We start from the raw sequence: 16291 nt of genomic DNA, 5'->3' as shown, positions 1-16291 counted from the left end.
ATCAATCAGTTAGCCAGTTCGGAGAGCTTTACTTGGCGCTTCTGGGCTTCCGAGAGGTTGGCAGCTTCCATCAATTTGGTAAGATCGATGGCCAGACCGATGTTTTCCTCGGCGATCGTATCATTCTGAATATGCTCCACCCATTGGTCAAATGCAGCCGTATGTCTTGCTGGCATTTCGATGGTCACCCATTCATCCTTATTAAGCTTGTTGCTGCGGACACGGACAACCTCATCCGGCAATCCATAAAGCAGGGTACCCTCAGTACCGTGAATTTCTACTGAGAAAGGTGAATGGCTGTTGACGAAGCCGGCTTCCACGATGCCGACTGCCCCGTTCTCGTAACGCAGCGTTGCCACTGCATTGTCTTCTACTTCTTTGCCGGAAACATAACCGAACGTTGCGTTTACGCTCTGCGGCAGGCCAAGGAACAGGCGGACAAGGTACATCGGGTGACAGCCAAGGTCGATCAGAGCGCCGCCGCCGCATTGCTCAAGGTTGTAGAAGTGCTGAGGAAGCCAGTCGGCGATTGCGCCGCTATGGGACAAGCGGACACGCGCCTGGGTCAGTTCGCCGAGCAGCCCTTTGGCAAGAACCTCTTGTGCGGCCAATGTGTATCCGTCATTCAGGCGCGGCAGGGAAACGGTCAATTTCACGCCGGCTTCTTTAACCGCTGCGATGATTTCGTTGACTTCCTTCAATGTAGGGGCAATGACCTTCTCGGTGAAAATATGTTTGCCGGCACGGGCCGCTTTCACCATAACGTCACGATGGATGTTCGTCGGTGTATCGACAACAACCGCATCAACATCGGCTCTTGCCAATATTTCATCCAAATCAGCGACAAATGGAACACCGAGCTTGTCGGCGGTTTCCTGGCCGCGGCTTGGAATTTCGTCCCAGACTGCAACGATTTCGGTACCCGGATTTTCTTGCACTTGTTTGGTGTAATCCCAGGCATGTACATGCCAATAGCTGAGCATAGCAACGCGGATCATCGTCTAATTCCTCCTCATATATGCATCTGATTCCAGATGTTGTGTCGTCTATTCTTAGTTTTTCATCCTCTAATTATGCGACACAACGCTACACTAACACAAATGAAAACGGTCTAAAATGTGTTTAGGTGACAATTGAACTGCAAAATTACGACATTTGGTCATAATCATCAGCGGAGGCCTCCGTCTGAATTGACGCAAAGCCCTTTTTCCGTCATTATGGAAGAATAACGTTGGGATAAAATAAGGAGGAGCAAGCCTATGCGCAGAGTCATAAAAGCACCGATCGTAGCCTACCGCAAGTTTATTTCTCCGCTAAAGCCGCCCACCTGCCGATTTTACCCGACCTGCTCGGAATATGCTCTTCAGGCGATCGAGAAGCACGGTCCCTTGCGCGGCAGCTGGCTTGCGGCCAAGCGCATTTGCCGCTGTCATCCGTTTCATCCCGGCGGCATTGACCATGTTCCGCCAACGAGAGAAGAGCTTGAAGCCCGACGAGTACCCGGCGCTATTGACATCCGCAAGCCGGATTCGGTATAGTTTGATTCAAGAGAAACTCCTGTAATAGGAATGAATTCATGGGTCAAAAAATCAACTTGTTGAACAGCCATCAAATCAGATATTCAATGAACGGATAAGTACACAGTGCATGCCCTTTACAGAGAGCCGGAACAGGTGGAAGCCGGCAAGGCGCATCCTGCAGAAAATGGTCCGGGAGAATCTGCTTTCGAACCGTCAGCTTAAAGTCAGCTGCGGCAAGGGGGCGGCGCATCGGCAGCGTTATCGGCCCCAAGACGCCTGTCCGCGAATGGACGGCGCTAATGAAGCTTTTCCCGGTCTGCTTCGGGGAAAGGAATTTGGGTGGTACCGCGTGAGCGACAAGCTTTCGTCCCATAGAGGATGAGGCTTTTTTTGTGTTTTTCAGGCTACAGTTTCATCGGCAGTGCGGTTAGAGATGAAGCAGATTTACAAGGAGGTCATTCAGATGAGCGAAGCAAACAAAACGTTTTATATCACAACGCCGATTTATTACCCGAGCGACAAGCTCCATATCGGCCATGCCTACACCACAGTAGCAGGCGATGCAATTGCCCGCTACAAAAGGCTGCGCGGGTATGATGTATGGTACTTGACCGGAACGGATGAGCACGGACAGAAGATTGAGCGCAAAGCGCAGGAAAAGGGCAAGAGCCCGCAGCAGTTTGTTGACGACATTGTGGTGACGATCAAGGATTTGTGGAAGAAGCTCGACATCTCCAATGACGATTTCATCCGGACCACGGATGAGCGGCATAAAGTGGTTGTGGAAGAAGTCTTCGACAAGCTGCTGAAGCAGGGGGATATCTACAAGGGCATGTATGAAGGCTGGTACTGTACCCCATGCGAATCCTTCTTTCTGGAGCGCCAGCTGGTTGACGGCAAATGTCCGGACTGCGGCAGGCCGGTGGAGCTGGTCAAGGAAGAGAGCTATTTCTTCAAAATGAGCAATTATGTGGACAGACTGCTTGTGTATTATGAAGCAAATCCGGATTTCATTCAGCCGGAATCGCGCAAGAACGAGATGATCAATAACTTTATCAAGCCGGGTCTTGAGGATCTGGCCGTATCTCGTACAACCTATGATTGGGGCATCAAGGTCAAAGGAAATCCCAAGCATGTCATTTATGTCTGGATTGACGCTTTGCTCAATTATGTTACCGCTCTGGGCTACCTGACACCGGATTCCAGCAAATTCGAGAAGTATTGGCCGGCCGATGTGCATCTGATGAGCAAGGAGATCGTACGCTTCCATACGATCTATTGGCCGATTATTCTGATGGCGCTGGATCTCCCGCTGCCGAAGAAGGTATTTGCCCACGGCTGGCTGCTCATGAAGGATGGCAAAATGTCCAAATCCAAAGGCAATGTCGTGGATCCCGTCACGCTGATCGACCGTTACGGTCTTGATGCGCTTCGTTATTACCTGCTTCGCGAAGTGCCGTTTGGCGCTGATGGGACCTTTACGCCGGAAGGCTTCGTGGAGCGGATCAATTTCGATCTGGCCAACGACCTTGGGAATTTGCTGAACCGGACTGTAGCGATGATCGAGAAATATTTTGATGGTGAAATCCCCGGCTATGAAGGGAATGTTACCGCTTTTGACGCTTCATTATCGGACCTGGCGGCTGCGACCGTCGATCAGGTGGAAGCAACCATTGAGCGGATGGAGTTCTCCGTGGCGCTCTCGTCTATCTGGCAGTTTGTCAGCCGGACGAACAAATATATTGATGAAACCCAGCCGTGGGCGCTGGCCAAGAACCCGGATAAACGCAGCGAGCTCGCTTCGGTTATGCATCATCTTGCGGAATCGCTGCGCATCATCTCCATCCTGCTGCAGCCGTTCCTGACGAATTCGCCGATCGAGATTCGCCGCCAACTGGGCATAGAGGACGGAACGCTCACAGAATGGGACAGCACGAGACAGTTTGGACTGCTGCCAAGGGGGACGAGAGTCCGGAAGGCGGGACCGATCTTCCCGCGCCTGGATGCGGCAGAAGAAACGGCGTTCATCGCTGCGGCGATGAACGGCGGGACAGCCCCGGCTGCAGTTGAAGCAGCGCCGCAGGGGCCGGATGCGCAGGCGCAGGCGGGCAGCGGCGGCAGCCAATCGTCAGGGGCAGGTGCGCCAGAGCAGCCGGAGACTCCTGAGCCCAAGGAGGAAATTGCCATTGACGAGTTCGCCAGAGTGGAGCTGCGCGTGGCGGAGGTCATCGCGGCAGAGCCGGTGAAGAATGCCGACAAGCTGCTGAAGCTGCAGCTGGATCTCGGGTATGAGCAGCGGCAGGTCGTTTCGGGCATTGCGAAATTTTATACGCCGGAGCAGATGGTTGGCCGCAAAGTGATTTGCGTCACCAATTTGAAGCCGGTCAAGCTGCGCGGCGAAATGTCGCAGGGCATGATCCTGGCCGCTTCGCACGGCGACGAGCTGACGCTTGCGACTGTGCCGGACAATATGAAGAATGGCTCAATTGTGAAATAACGATGAACAGCAAACCGCCTGGTGCAGCCCGCGCCAGGCGGTTTGTCATTGACAGCCCTGTATCTTCGTCTATATAATCTATCAGTAATGTTTACGAATATTAGGCTTGGGGTGTCTGGAAATGATACGGATAGGATCATACTATTATAGAAGCCATATTTTGCTGTTGACCGCGGCAATCGTCTTCTTATTGACGGGCTGCACCGGATCGGGAAGCAAGCTGGTGGCGGATAAGGTCAATATTGTCACCAGCTTTTATCCGCTTTATTTTCTGGCCAAGGAGATCGGCGGCGAAGAAGCCAATGTCATTAATATGATCCCTGCCGGTGTCGAACCGCATGAGTGGAGCCCGAAGAGCCGGGATCTGGATACGGTATCCAAAGCGCAGCTGTTCTTCTATAACGGAGCGGGACTTGAAGGCTGGGTGGATGATTTTCTCAAAGGGCTGTCCAAGGACAGCAAGCTGGTTACAGTGGCTGCAAGCCGGGACATTAAGCTGATACCGGCGGGGGCAGCAGCGGATGGTCAGCATGCGGGAGAAGAAGAAGCCCATGACGACCATGAAGGCGGATTCGATCCTCATACATGGGTTAGTCCCAAATCGATGATCCTGATGGCGGGAACCGTTCGCGATCATCTCGTGGAAGCGGACCCGAGCCATGCAAAGAAGTACGAGGGGAATTATGCGTCGCTTACGAATAAGCTTTCTGCGCTTGATGATGAATATACAGAGAAGCTGGCTGCCGCGGCAAGCAAGGATATCGTGGTTTCTCATCAGGCATTCGGGTATCTGGCGCGCGATTATGGTCTTAATCAGGTGGCCGTTATGGGCCTGTCGCCGGATGCGGAGCCCAAAGCGCAGGATTTGCTGAGAATTTCGAAATTTGTCAAGGAGCACGGGATCAAATATATCTTTTTTGAGGAGCTCGTTTCCGATGAGCTTGCCCGGACGCTGGCGAGGGAAGCGGATGCCGAAACGATGGTGCTGAACCCGTTGGAGGGCCTTACGCCGGAGCAGGAGAAGAAGGGCGATGACTATTTCTCGCTAATGGAGCTTAATTTGCAAAATCTTCTGCAAGCATTACAATAGTAGAAGGAGCTTACCCCGCAGCGGGATGACTGGATATTTTCCGGATCGGAAGGCGGCATTAGGCGGTATTGGGGAGTGATTAAAATGCAATTGGAACAGGGCAAACCAAGCTTTTGCCATCAGAATGTGATTGAACTGTCGAATATCTCGTTTTCCTATGAGAACAAGCCCGTGCTGGAGGATGTAAGCTTTGGCGTTCAGGAGCGGGATTTTGTAGGCCTGATCGGCTCCAACGGAGCGGGCAAGACAACGCTGCTGCGGATGATCGTCGGCCTGCTGAAGCCGGGCAGCGGCTCTATCAAGCTGTTTGGCCAACCGGTCAAGGAGTTCAAGGACTGGAGCCGTGTCGGCTATGTGCCGCAGAAAAATTCCTTTAACCCGCTTTTTCCGGCGACGGTCCGCGAAGTAGTGTTATCGGGCCTGTACAGCGGCAGCAGATTGTTCCGCAAGGTAAGCAAAGCCGATCAAATCAAATGCGATGAAGCGCTGCACGCCATGAATATAGAGGATTTAGCGGCCAAACGAATCGGTCAGCTGTCAGGCGGCCAGCAGCAGCGAGCATTTCTGGCAAGAGCGCTGATCAATAATCCGGCGCTGCTCATTCTGGACGAGCCTACGGTGGGCATCGACTCCGAGACGCAGCAGGATTTTTTTCATCTCATCAAGCATATGCATCAGCATCATAACATTACTTTCCTGATGGTTTCACATGATATGGAGATGATACGGTCTTATCTGGGTCAGGAGCCCAAGGGCGAGTGCGGAAAGTTGAAATTCTATGTGAAGCATTCCCATGAGCTGGAAAATTGCGGGGAAACGAATTTGACCCACAGCTTAAAGGGCCTGCGTGATTCGATGGAGAGAGGGAAAGTGGGCGTTTAGGTTGTTGGATATTGTAACAAGCGAGTTTTTTATGCGGGCTTTGGTCGGAGGCGTACTGATTGGAGTCACGGCGCCTCTGATGGGACTGTTCCTTGTGCTTCGCCGGCTGGCCATGATTGGCGATACTTTGGCCCATGTATCGATTGCCGGTGTGGCGCTTGGTTTTTTGATCGGCGTTTATCCGATTGGCGTCGGCCTTGTCTTCGCGCTGGCTGCAACCTTCGCCATCGAGAAGCTGCGCAAGGCGTATAAAACCTATGCGGAGCTGTCCATAGCGATTATTATGTCGGGCGGCGTGGCGCTGGCATCCTTGCTGTTTACGCTGGGCAAAGGCTTCAATGTCAGTGTCAGCGGATACTTGTTCGGAAGCATTTACACCCTCGATACGATTGATCTGGTGTTAATTGGAGTCGTTACAGTAATCGTACTTGTGGCTGTCCGCATTCATTTCAAGGAGCTGTTTCTGCTAACCTTCGATGAGGATGCCGCAGCGGTCAGCGGTCTGCCAACCCGATATTTTAACTTTATGATCAGCATACTGACGGCGCTGGTGATCAGCGTCTCGATTAAAATTGTCGGCGCGCTGCTGGTGTCGGCGCTGCTTACCATTCCCGCGGCCTGCAGTCTCGTTATAGCCCGCAGCTTCAGGCAGTCGGTCATCGCTGTTGTGATAATTGCGGAGCTGGCTGTCATTGGCGGGCTGCTGATCGCGGGAGTCTGGAATTTGGCTCCTGGAGGCACTATCGTGCTGCTGCTGATTGCGGTGCTGCTGCTGCTTTTAACGTTCAAAGGCAGGTCTACTGCAGCATAACGACACAATTTAAATAAGAAACTGACACTGCAAAAGCCTTGGGAATACACACATTTTTATTTAAGAGAGGGCTAATTTCATGTCTGAGGTTACCATGTGGGCCGCATTCGGCGCAGGTATTGCATCGTTTATCTCCCCCTGCTGCCTGCCGCTCTATCCTTCCTACTTGTCTTACATAACGGGTGTATCGGTAAGCGATTTGCGCAGCGAGCGTCCCGGCAGGGAAGTACGCATCCGGACGATGACCCACACGTTGTTTTTTATACTGGGTTTTTCGGTCGTTTACTACACGCTGGGATATGGCACGAATGCATTTGCCGATTTGTTCTCCGAATACCAGACGCTGATCCGTCAATTATCGGCAGTGCTTATTATACTTATGGGCTTGTTCCTGATTGGCATTATTCAGCCGAAAGTGCTCCTGAAGGAACGGAAGATGAATATGAAGCTGGGCAAATCCAATTATTTGGCCTCTTTTATATTCGGAATCGGTTTTTCGGCAGGCTGGTCGCCCTGCACAGGCCCGATTCTGGCAAGCATTTTGCTGCTTGCCGCGTCCGAGCCCGGCACCTGGTTTGAATTAACGACCGCTTACGCCCTGGGTTTTGCGATTCCCTTCTTCGTTCTGGCTTTTTTCATCGGCTCTACACGCATCATTGTCCGTTATTCCGGTATTATGATGAAGATTGGCGGTTCGGTCATGCTGTTGATGGGACTGCTGCTGTTTACCGACCAGATGACCAAAATTACCATCTATCTGAATGGCATAACGCCGGATTGGCTCAAGTTCTAGGTGAAATAATCAATAGTGGCATCGGGAAAATGTTCAAAAATGCGCTCCGAGATAAACATGCGGAGCGCATTTGCCTGTTCATCGGGGTAAACATATTTGCCTTGACCCCAGCGCCCCCATTTATATTTGCGCTTGTCGATATCCATTTCCAGCTTGGTTTTGGGATAACGCCGCTCAATCACATTTTTGGCTGTCTTGGTGAAACGGTGCTGAATCATCTCAAAGGTCAGTCCCGCGGAAGCATCCTTGGGCAGGGCTGCGGCAAGCGAGCTCAGCAGTTCCGCATATCCTTCCTGCCAGCCTTCATACCAGATAATGGGAGCGATTATGAAACCCAGCGGATATCCCGCCCGTGCTATCTTGCCTGCGGCCTCTATACGCTGTTCAAAACGCGATGTAGCGGGTTCAAAATGCTTGATGACATATTTGCTGTTCACGCTGAACCGGACCCGTGTATGGCCGTTGTGGCGGGCGTCAAGCAGGGAGTCGACATAATGAAACTTTGTTACGAAGCGCAGCCGGCCGTATTCTTCATCAGCCATGAACTCGATCAGCTCCCGAAGGCTTCCGGTGATCGGTTCAAGCCCCACCGGATCGGATGTGCAGGCAGCCTCGAAGCGGGTGTTCTGCGGGGCGCGCTCATCAATATATCCTTTTGCCGCCTGCATAATTTCATCCATATTCACGTAAACGCGAATATAGGGCTTGGAACCGAGCGTTGTCTGCAAATAACAGTAGTGGCAGTGTCCCATGCAGCCGGTGGCAATCGGTATGGCATACTCGGCCGAAGGCTTGGATTGGTCGAATTTAAGCGTTTTTCGGATGCCTACGACCAAGGTTCTTTTAGCAATTTTATACTGCTCCAGCTCGCTTTCGCCGGGCAGATTGGTTATCCGGTTATGCGAGTTCGTCATGCGGTAGGGAATTCCGGCTGCCGCTACCCACTCCATAATGCGTTTGCCTTTGGGGTAGTCCAGCGCGGAGGGCTCAAAATAAACCAGCTCGGGCACAAATGAAGAATGAAGGCTGTCCGTACGATCAGTCGTTGATACAGGCACAGGATTTATAAACCTCCTTTGGACGGGAATGAACAAGCCTAGTTTGCACATGCTTGACAGACAACAAACATGGAAAGTTCACCGTTACAGGTTGCGGCAGGCAGGCTGAGCGGTGTATGATACTAAGAGTAACGGACAGGCAGCCGTTGTCTGTACGGGACGATGGTGAATGGAGGTTCTTTTTGATGCCGACTCCCAGTATGGAGGATTATTTGGAGCGTATTTACAAGCTTATCGATGAAAAAGGGTATGCCCGTGTCTCGGACATAGCGGAAGGACTGGAAGTGCATCCTTCCTCGGTTACAAAAATGATTCAAAAGCTCGATAAAGATAATTATCTCATATATGAGAAATATCGCGGACTTGTTCTGACCAACAAAGGGAAGAAAATGGGCAAGCGGCTGATGGACCGCCATCAGCTGCTGGAATCTTTTTTGACGATTATCGGAGTACAGGAAGAGAATATTTACAAGGATGTGGAAGGAATCGAGCATCATCTCAGCTGGGATTCCATTACCTGCATTGAAACCCTCGTTGAATATTTCAAGCGTGATGCCAACCGGCTGGAAGAACTTAACGGAATACGCAATGATCTGGACAACGAGTAACCAAGAAACATAAAGCCGCTTCCTGCAGAGGGAGCGGCTTTTTGCATGCCACGCCTTAAGACTTGCCTTCCCGCATATATATGTTCCAAAAGCCGACAGTTTCGAAAGACTCGTGGGCAAACAGGCATATACAGGAAGGGGCATGCAAGCTATGAAACTCATTAATGCCGTTTTTGAAGGCGGAGGGGTAAAAGGCATTTCGCTGGCCGGCGCGATTTGTGCTGCGGTCGATCAGGGAATCAGCTTCAACCGGCTGGCCGGAACGTCATCGGGTGCGATTATTGCGTCGCTGCTTGCCGCCGGCTATACCTGCAGAGAGATTAAGGATTTGCTTGAAGAAACGCCTTTCCGGTCTTTTCTCAAGCGGGGGTTTTTCTATAATATTGGCGTTATCGGCCCAACGCTGCGGCTGCTGATTCATCGCGGATTTTACAGCGGGGCGGGTTTGACCCGATGGATGGAGGAGCTGCTGGCGAATAAGGGAATCCGTACATTCGGAGATTTGCCACACTGCAAGCTGCGCATTGTCGCTTCTGATATTTCCAATGGCCGCTTGCTGGTACTGCCTGATGATATTGTATTTTATGGACAGGAGCCGATGAAGCTGAGCATTGCGGATGCAGTACGGATGAGCGCCGGCATCCCTTATTTCTTCGATCCGATCCGGATCAGAACGAGGGAGCGTGAAAACTCTCTGTCGTCATGGGCTTATATCGTCGATGGCGGGCTTCTCAGTAATTTTCCGTTATGGATTTTTGATACGGAGCAGAGGGGGGAGGAGAAGCCGGTTCCGACCGTAGGATTTCAGATGGTAGGTAAAAATGAAACCGAACCCCATAGCATTCGGGGTCCGGTCTCCATGTTTCAAGCCATATTCGAGACGATGCTGCAGGCGCATGACGAGCGTTATATCAAGAAAAGCAATATTGAGCGTACCGTCAAAATTCCGACACTTGGCATTCGGACAACGCAATTTCATTTGTCGAAGCAGCAAAGCGACACCTTGTTTAACTCAGGCTATGATGCGGCTTCTGAATTTTTCAAGCAGGCTGCATTGTAGGGCAATCCGCTTAATGATACTTCGGTAAATTATCATCGTCTTTGCCGCCTTCAATAACGCGGAACGGCATGGCTTTTTTCGTTCTGGGCTTGCCCTGCTGCTGATCCCGCCGCGGGATGGTTCTGGACCGCGGCTTCGCTGTTCTGGCTCCGCCCGGTGGGAATTTATAAAGCAGGAAAATAACGCCGAACACAGCTATCGGAATAATCAGCTGGATGGGACTTGTGAATGACTGGGAGACCAATCCGATAACGACTAATGCCAGGATGATGATAAGCATTGGACTCATTTTTCGGGACATGACCTTCACCCTTTCTTTCCTAGAGACTTTTTTACAACCTCTTTAGCGTCGTCTTATAAAGGCTGAGGCTGACTGCCTTGACGGTCCAGCTCGAGCATCCGGTTGAAGGATGCGATGGAAACCGCTACCTGATCATCATTGGGTTCTTTGGTCGTCAGCTTTTGCAGCCATAATCCCGGATAACCCAAGTACCGAAGCACCGGAAGCTCACGCATGGAATTGGTGACGCGAAGCGCCTCATAAGAGAAGCCGAGCACAACCGGCAGAAGCAGGACCCTGATATAAATCCGCTCCCACATGGAATCCCAATGAAAGAAGGAATACACGATGACGCCGACCAGGACGGAGAACACCATGAAGCTGCTTCCGCAGCGATAATGAAGACGGGTGAACTTTTGAACATTGGCCACAGTCAATTCGACACCGGCTTCGTAAGCGCTTATCACTTTATGCTCGGCGCCGTGATATTGGAACAGACGCTTGATAAGGGGAGTCAGTGAGATAATATACAGATAACAGAGCAGGAACAGGATCTTGATTCCGCCTTCAATCAGGTTGTGTACTATTATATTCGAGAACGCACGTCCAAAGATCAACTCTTCGACGGCGGCAGGAACGACTGTGAATACAAGTTTTCCCACGATGAAGGAAATAATACCGGCGACGGCTACGCCGACGATCATGCTCAGGCTCCAGCCGCTTTTTTCCTCGGATTTGGCTTCCTTCTGCGCCTTGTCCTCCTCTTTCTCTGCAGGCAATTCATCCTCGGCATAGGATTCCATGGAGAAATTCAAATGCTGTGAGCCTTTCGCGCTTGATTCCAAAATAGCGACGACGCCTCGCAGCAGGGGGATTTTCTTCAGCTTCTGAATCCATGTTTTTGTGGTCCGCGGCACTTCATAAAAGATAATTTCATTGTTCTTACGGCGCACTGCCGTAACGTTCGCATGTCTGCCGGCAAACATGACCCCTTCAATAACGGCTTGTCCGCCATATATATTGCGCGAATTTTGCGACAAGGGCGAATCACCATCCTTTTTTGTTTCGGCGTTTTAGCCGTTTCTCATGAAGAGCTTTATAGCTCTTATTGTACTTGATTCCGGCTGTGATTGCGAGTGGCACACATCAGCCATAAATCCCATTAATGCCAATCGTTTACCAGAGCTGGAACCGGCGCATACTACCATTTGGAAGCCGCATCGATCAACGAGAGACTGGAGTGATGTACCATGCCGGACCAAAGTTCAAGCAGCGGGGAAAACGAAGTGAAAACAGAGGAAGTACAGAAGAGGAACAAAGACGGCAAGCGAACCGGAGACTACAACGGAGAACACCGGACCAATGCCTTTTTGTATTGCATGATGCTTGGTTTTTTCGCCGGACTTTTTTGGGGTCTGACCAGATGGATGTTACACTTGTTTCATTTTACCAAAGTCAATCCTGCTTTTATGGCGGATCCCTTTTTCCTGCAGTCTTTTCTCAAAACAGGCTGGGGTCAGCTCGTAGGACTAGGCTGCTTTATCGTATTCTCGATGGCGGCGGCGATGATTTACAAGCTCATTCTTGGCCGTATAAGAGGGCCATGGGCCGGATTATGCTACGGCTTGCTGTGGTGGGGCATCTTGTTTGCCTGGGCTGGCCCGTGGCTGCTTGTGACGCCTCCCTTCATGAAGCTGGGCGTTGACAGCATGGTCAGCGAACTGTCGGTTTTCCTGCTCTGGGGCTTGTTCATAGGCTATACAATTGCATTTGAATTCACCGACGAAGCCTCGCGGGAGCCAAGCAACGCAACCGGCAAATTGTCGAAAATGGGTTCCTGACAGGACAATCGCAAAGCAGAGGGGCTGTCTCTTCTCAAAGCAAGGGTCTTTGTGGTAAAATGGCAATTGATCTATGCGCCGGGAGGAACATCATGGCAACTATTCTAGTACTTAACGGACCCAACCTGAATATGCTCGGCATTCGCGAGCCAGCTGTATACGGTACGACGACATTGGCAGAAATCGAATCGATGGTTGCAGGATTGGCTGCGTCGCTTGGTGTTGGTGTCTCGTTCTTCCAGTCGAATCATGAGGGTGCGTTGATTGATCGTATTCACGAAGCATACGGCCAAGAGGACGGTATCATTATTAATCCTGGAGCGCTGACACATTACAGCTATGCGCTCAGGGATGCCTTGAGCACCGTTGGACTTCCTGTTGTCGAGGTTCATCTGTCGAATATTCACAAACGCGAGCCGTTCCGCCACGTTTCTGTCACTGCGCCTGTCGCGCTGGGCCAAATTGCCGGATTCGGCTCACAGAGCTATGTTCTGGGCTTTTATGCACTCGTGAATCATTTGACCAAGCAGGCTTAACTGGTTCAGGCACGGTAAGCACCGCGCTAGAAGAAGGCCTGGTTTATATTTTTACATGCGGTATCTGAAAGGGTGGTATGGATGACGAACAATCGATTGGCAGGCATCAGAGGCAAGCTCTCCGGGCTTAAGGCAGACGGTATTCTCATTACCAGCGCAGCTAACCGGCGCTATCTGAGCGGGTTTACCGGCTCTGCGGGCGTTCTCCTGATAACAGAGGCGCACAGCTGGCTGATTACTGATTTTCGTTATATGACGCAGGCACCGCTTCAGGCAGCCGCATTCACAGTTGTTGAGCATGGGCTCAATATGCTGGACACCGTCAAGGAACTTGCCGCATCGGCGGGAATCCGCAAGCTTGCCTTTGAGGAAGATCATGTCGTTTACAAAGAATATGCCTCCTGGAAGCAGCAGCTTGGCAGCATTGAGCTCGTTCCGGCCGAAGGCGCAGTGGAAGCCTTGCGGCTCATCAAGGATGAGGCTGAGCTCACCGTTATGATTGAGGCGGCTGCTTTGGCTGATGATACGTACAAGCATATCCTGAGTTTTATCAAAACCGGTGTAAGCGAGCGCTCCATCGCCCTTGAGATGGAAATGTTCATGAGAAGCAAAGGGGCGACTTCTTCTTCCTTTGACACCATCGTTGCTTCAGGCGAGCGTTCGGCACTTCCGCACGGCGTCGCAAGCGAGCGAATCATTGGACGGGATGAATTTGTCAAGCTTGATTTTGGAGCGTATTATAATGGTTATTGCTCCGATTTGACAAGAACTGTGGTCATCGGTACTCCGACGGATAAGCATAAGGAGATTTATGCGATTGTTCTGGAAGCCCAGTTGACTGCGCTTGCCGGCATCAAACCGGGCATGACCGGCCGGGACGCCGACTTGCTGGCGCGCGAGGTCATAACCAGATACGGTTATGGGGACTTCTTCGGACATGGAACGGGTCACGGGCTGGGAATGGAAATTCATGAAGCGCCAAGGCTGTCGAAGACGGGAAATGTCGTGCTGCAGCCGGGTATGACGGTTACGGTTGAGCCGGGGATTTATCTTCCGGGATTTGGCGGAGTTCGGATTGAAGATGACATTGTTATCACTGAAACCGGGAATTCGTTATTGACCTCATCTCCGAAGGAGCTTACGATTTTGGAATGAGTGCTTTACATATACGCTATAAACTCAAAAAGTGTATGCTTCCGAAGTGAGTTTTCAGCTCTTTATGAGCGATGATTCCAGAAGTAACGCTAAAAACTCGTAGGAGGAAACAAAAGTGATTTCTGTTAATGATTTTAAGACGGGTCTTACCGTTGAAGTGGAAGGCGATATTTTTACGGTTATTGATTTTCAACACGTTAAGCCAGGCAAAGGCGCTGCCTTTGTCCGCTCCAAATTGAAAAATCTCCGCAACGGCAATACCGTGGAGAGAACCTTCCGTGCAGGCGAAACGATCGGCCGCGCTATAATCGAGAATCGTGCCGTACAATATTTGTATAATTCCGGTAATGAATACTCCTTTATGGATAACGAAACTTACGATCAATTTGAGCTTGAGAAGAAGCAGCTTGAATGGGAAATCAATTTCCTCAAGGAAAACATGACCGTTAACATCACCAGTTATCAAGGTGAGATCCTTGGCATTCAACTGCCGAACAGCGTGGATCTGAAGGTCGTGGAAACCGAGCCAGGCATCAAGGGCAATACGGCACAAGGCGCTACGAAGAACGCTACTGTCGAGACCGGCCTTACGCTTCAGGTTCCCTTGTTCATTAACGAAGGCGATGTGCTGCTGATTGATACGCGCGAAGGAAAGTATGTTTCCCGCGCTTAAGCCTCTTATCACCTGATGTGATGCAAAAAAAAGGCCGTCCCGCTTCGGTTGGGGCGGTTTTTCTGTACCCAAGAAGGCTTCGTTATGATATAATTTTAATTTGTATAATTCTTAGTGCCTGGCGGGATGCGAAACGTTTTTCAAGCCCAGGCATCGCTATTATGCTGATAAGAAAAACGTTGGGAGTGAATAAGCGTTGTCGTTGATAGTTATGAAGTTCGGCGGCAGCTCCGTCGGTTCCACAGAACGGATGCAGCGTGTTGCACGGCGAATTGCCGATTACAAGGAAGCAGGCCATAAGGTGGTCGTCGTGGTCTCCGCCATGGGGGATACGACGGATGATTTGATAGATCAGGCAACAAAACTTAATGAGAGCCCCCCTGCGCGGGAGATGGATATGCTGCTTTCCACCGGAGAGCAGATTTCCGTCGCGCTTTTGTCGATGGCGATTCATAAGCTCGGACATAGCGCAAAGTCTTTTACAGGCTGGCAAGCCGGCTTCCGTACAGAGTCCGTTCATGGCAAAGCCCGTATTACGGATATACAGCCTGACCGGCTGTTCAGGGCATTGGATCAGGGCCATGCGGTTATTGTAGCCGGTTTTCAGGGAATGACCGATGACGGTGAAATTACAACCCTCGGACGCGGCGGCTCTGATACAACAGCTGTAGCATTGGCAGCTGCGATCAATGCCGATGTTTGTGAAATCTTTACCGATGTGGACGGCATTTACTCAACGGACCCGCGGATTGTGAAATGTGCCCGCAAGCTGAATGAAATTTCGTATGATGAAATGCTTGAGCTCGCGAATCTGGGCGCAGCTGTCCTGCATCCGCGTGCTGTGGAATACGCCAAAAATTATAATGTGCGCTTGGTTGTTCGTTCAAGCTTTACCCAAAACGAAGGAACGAGTGTGAAAGGGGAAGCGGTCATGGAGCAAGGGATTGTCGTTCGCGGCATCGCATATGACAAAAACGTAGCCAGAATCAGTATTTTAGGCGTTGAGGACACGCCAGGCGTGCTCGCCAAAGTATTCGGCGCGCTCGCTTCAAGCGGCATCGATGTCGATATTATTGTGCAAAGCGGCGTCCAGGATGGAAAAGCCGACTTTTCCTTTACAGTCGGATTGGGCGATAAGGACCGGGCAACCGCTGTAGTAGAGGGCATTCGCGGTGAAGTGCCTTTCCGCGAGCTCGAAACGGAGGAGAATCTGGTTAAAGTCTCGATCGTCGGCGCAGGCATGGTCAGTAATCCCGGCGTTGCAGCCAAAATGTTCGAGGCGATCTACAAACTTGGCGTCAGCATCAAATTGGTCAGCACCTCGGAAATCCGCTTGTCCTGTATCATTGCAGCCGAGCCGGTACACGATGTTGTGCGGGCGCTGCACACCGCTTATGGACTGGACACAGCGGAACAGGCTTTTGTCGGGGGACCGCAAGACAGGCGCTAATGCTCCCTATATCCCTCCCTAAATCCTCCTGAGGAGG

The 16291-nt window shown here is 51.2% G+C and carries 18 protein-coding genes; 14 read left to right on the top strand and 4 right to left on the bottom strand.

Annotated elements, in window-relative coordinates; translation table 11 throughout:
* Window positions 1–5: 5 nt before the first annotated feature.
* Window positions 6–998 carry a Gfo/Idh/MocA family protein gene (locus ACFOLF_RS06005; RefSeq protein ID WP_210042033.1) on the bottom strand — a complete coding sequence of 331 codons (993 nt, stop codon included), beginning with the start codon at window positions 996–998 and terminating at the stop codon, window positions 6–8.
* A gap of 261 nt (window positions 999–1259) precedes the next feature.
* On the opposite strand from ACFOLF_RS06005, the gene yidD reads away from it, so the two are divergent.
* The 7 genes from yidD to ACFOLF_RS05970 all read left to right on the top strand — a co-directional run bounded on the left by yidD (window position 1260) and on the right by ACFOLF_RS05970 (window position 7593).
* Window positions 1260–1538 (top strand): membrane protein insertion efficiency factor YidD, encoded by a 279-nt coding sequence (gene yidD, locus ACFOLF_RS06000; RefSeq protein ID WP_210042031.1) that lies wholly within the window; start codon window positions 1260–1262, stop codon window positions 1536–1538.
* A gap of 109 nt (window positions 1539–1647) precedes the next feature.
* Window positions 1648–1902, top strand: a complete 255-nt coding sequence (locus ACFOLF_RS05995; protein WP_210042029.1) for a hypothetical protein — start codon at window positions 1648–1650, stop codon at window positions 1900–1902.
* Window positions 1903–1983: 81 nt separating this feature from the next.
* Window positions 1984–4017: a methionine--tRNA ligase gene (gene metG, locus ACFOLF_RS05990; protein WP_379114555.1), complete on the top strand. Its 2034-nt coding sequence runs from the start codon at window positions 1984–1986 to the stop codon at window positions 4015–4017.
* Between the two features lie 121 nt (window positions 4018–4138).
* Window positions 4139–5107, top strand: a complete 969-nt coding sequence (locus tag ACFOLF_RS05985; RefSeq protein ID WP_210042019.1) for a metal ABC transporter substrate-binding protein — start codon at window positions 4139–4141, stop codon at window positions 5105–5107.
* A gap of 84 nt (window positions 5108–5191) precedes the next feature.
* Complete coding sequence (locus ACFOLF_RS05980; RefSeq protein WP_210042017.1) at window positions 5192–5989, top strand: metal ABC transporter ATP-binding protein; 798 nt, start codon at window positions 5192–5194, stop codon at window positions 5987–5989.
* Between the two features lie 4 nt (window positions 5990–5993).
* Window positions 5994–6800: a metal ABC transporter permease gene (locus ACFOLF_RS05975; protein WP_210042300.1), complete on the top strand. Its 807-nt coding sequence runs from the start codon at window positions 5994–5996 to the stop codon at window positions 6798–6800.
* A 79-nt stretch (window positions 6801–6879) separates the two neighbouring features.
* On the top strand, window positions 6880–7593 hold the full coding sequence (locus tag ACFOLF_RS05970; RefSeq protein WP_210042015.1) for a cytochrome c biogenesis CcdA family protein: 714 nt from the start codon (window positions 6880–6882) through the stop codon (window positions 7591–7593).
* Here the strand turns inward: ACFOLF_RS05970 and splB are convergent.
* Window positions 7590–8651, bottom strand: coding sequence for a spore photoproduct lyase (gene splB / locus ACFOLF_RS05965; protein ID WP_379114557.1), 1062 nt, complete (start codon window positions 8649–8651; stop codon window positions 7590–7592). The genes ACFOLF_RS05970 and splB overlap by 4 nt on opposite strands.
* A gap of 185 nt (window positions 8652–8836) precedes the next feature.
* Between splB and mntR the strand changes: the two genes are divergently transcribed.
* Both mntR and ACFOLF_RS05955 read left to right on the top strand, forming a co-directional pair.
* Entirely contained in the window at window positions 8837–9259 is a 423-nt protein-coding gene (mntR, locus tag ACFOLF_RS05960; protein ID WP_210041997.1) for a transcriptional regulator MntR, read from the top strand.
* A gap of 151 nt (window positions 9260–9410) precedes the next feature.
* Window positions 9411–10319 carry a patatin-like phospholipase family protein gene (locus ACFOLF_RS05955; RefSeq protein ID WP_210041995.1) on the top strand — a complete coding sequence of 303 codons (909 nt, stop codon included), beginning with the start codon at window positions 9411–9413 and terminating at the stop codon, window positions 10317–10319.
* Window positions 10320–10329: 10 nt separating this feature from the next.
* On the opposite strand, the gene ACFOLF_RS05950 is transcribed toward ACFOLF_RS05955, so the two are convergent.
* Both ACFOLF_RS05950 and ACFOLF_RS05945 read right to left on the bottom strand, forming a co-directional pair.
* Complete coding sequence (locus ACFOLF_RS05950; protein WP_210041992.1) at window positions 10330–10620, bottom strand: hypothetical protein; 291 nt, start codon at window positions 10618–10620, stop codon at window positions 10330–10332.
* A 53-nt stretch (window positions 10621–10673) separates the two neighbouring features.
* Entirely contained in the window at window positions 10674–11639 is a 966-nt protein-coding gene (locus ACFOLF_RS05945) for a DUF1385 domain-containing protein (protein ID WP_379114559.1), read from the bottom strand.
* Between the two features lie 210 nt (window positions 11640–11849).
* Here ACFOLF_RS05945 and ACFOLF_RS05940 point away from each other — a divergent pair, with 210 nt between their 5' ends.
* From ACFOLF_RS05940 to ACFOLF_RS05920, 5 genes are all read left to right on the top strand, one after another.
* Window positions 11850–12440 (top strand): YqhR family membrane protein, encoded by a 591-nt coding sequence (locus tag ACFOLF_RS05940; protein ID WP_210041990.1) that lies wholly within the window; start codon window positions 11850–11852, stop codon window positions 12438–12440.
* 92 nt (window positions 12441–12532) lie between these two features.
* Window positions 12533–12976 (top strand): type II 3-dehydroquinate dehydratase, encoded by a 444-nt coding sequence (gene aroQ / locus ACFOLF_RS05935; RefSeq protein ID WP_210041988.1) that lies wholly within the window; start codon window positions 12533–12535, stop codon window positions 12974–12976.
* An 81-nt stretch (window positions 12977–13057) separates the two neighbouring features.
* Entirely contained in the window at window positions 13058–14131 is a 1074-nt protein-coding gene (locus ACFOLF_RS05930) for a M24 family metallopeptidase (RefSeq protein ID WP_210041986.1), read from the top strand.
* 115 nt (window positions 14132–14246) lie between these two features.
* Window positions 14247–14804 (top strand): elongation factor P, encoded by a 558-nt coding sequence (efp, locus tag ACFOLF_RS05925; protein ID WP_210041977.1) that lies wholly within the window; start codon window positions 14247–14249, stop codon window positions 14802–14804.
* A gap of 196 nt (window positions 14805–15000) precedes the next feature.
* On the top strand, window positions 15001–16254 hold the full coding sequence (locus ACFOLF_RS05920; protein WP_210041975.1) for an aspartate kinase: 1254 nt from the start codon (window positions 15001–15003) through the stop codon (window positions 16252–16254).
* Window positions 16255–16291: the final 37 nt, after the last annotated feature.

The sequence above is a fragment of the Paenibacillus sepulcri genome, assembly GCF_042647105.1.
Classification (GTDB): Bacteria; Bacillota; Bacilli; order Paenibacillales; family Paenibacillaceae; genus Paenibacillus_Z; species Paenibacillus_Z sepulcri.
Note: the sequence above shows the minus strand (reverse complement) of the source record. Positions and strands in the feature narration are given on the sequence as shown.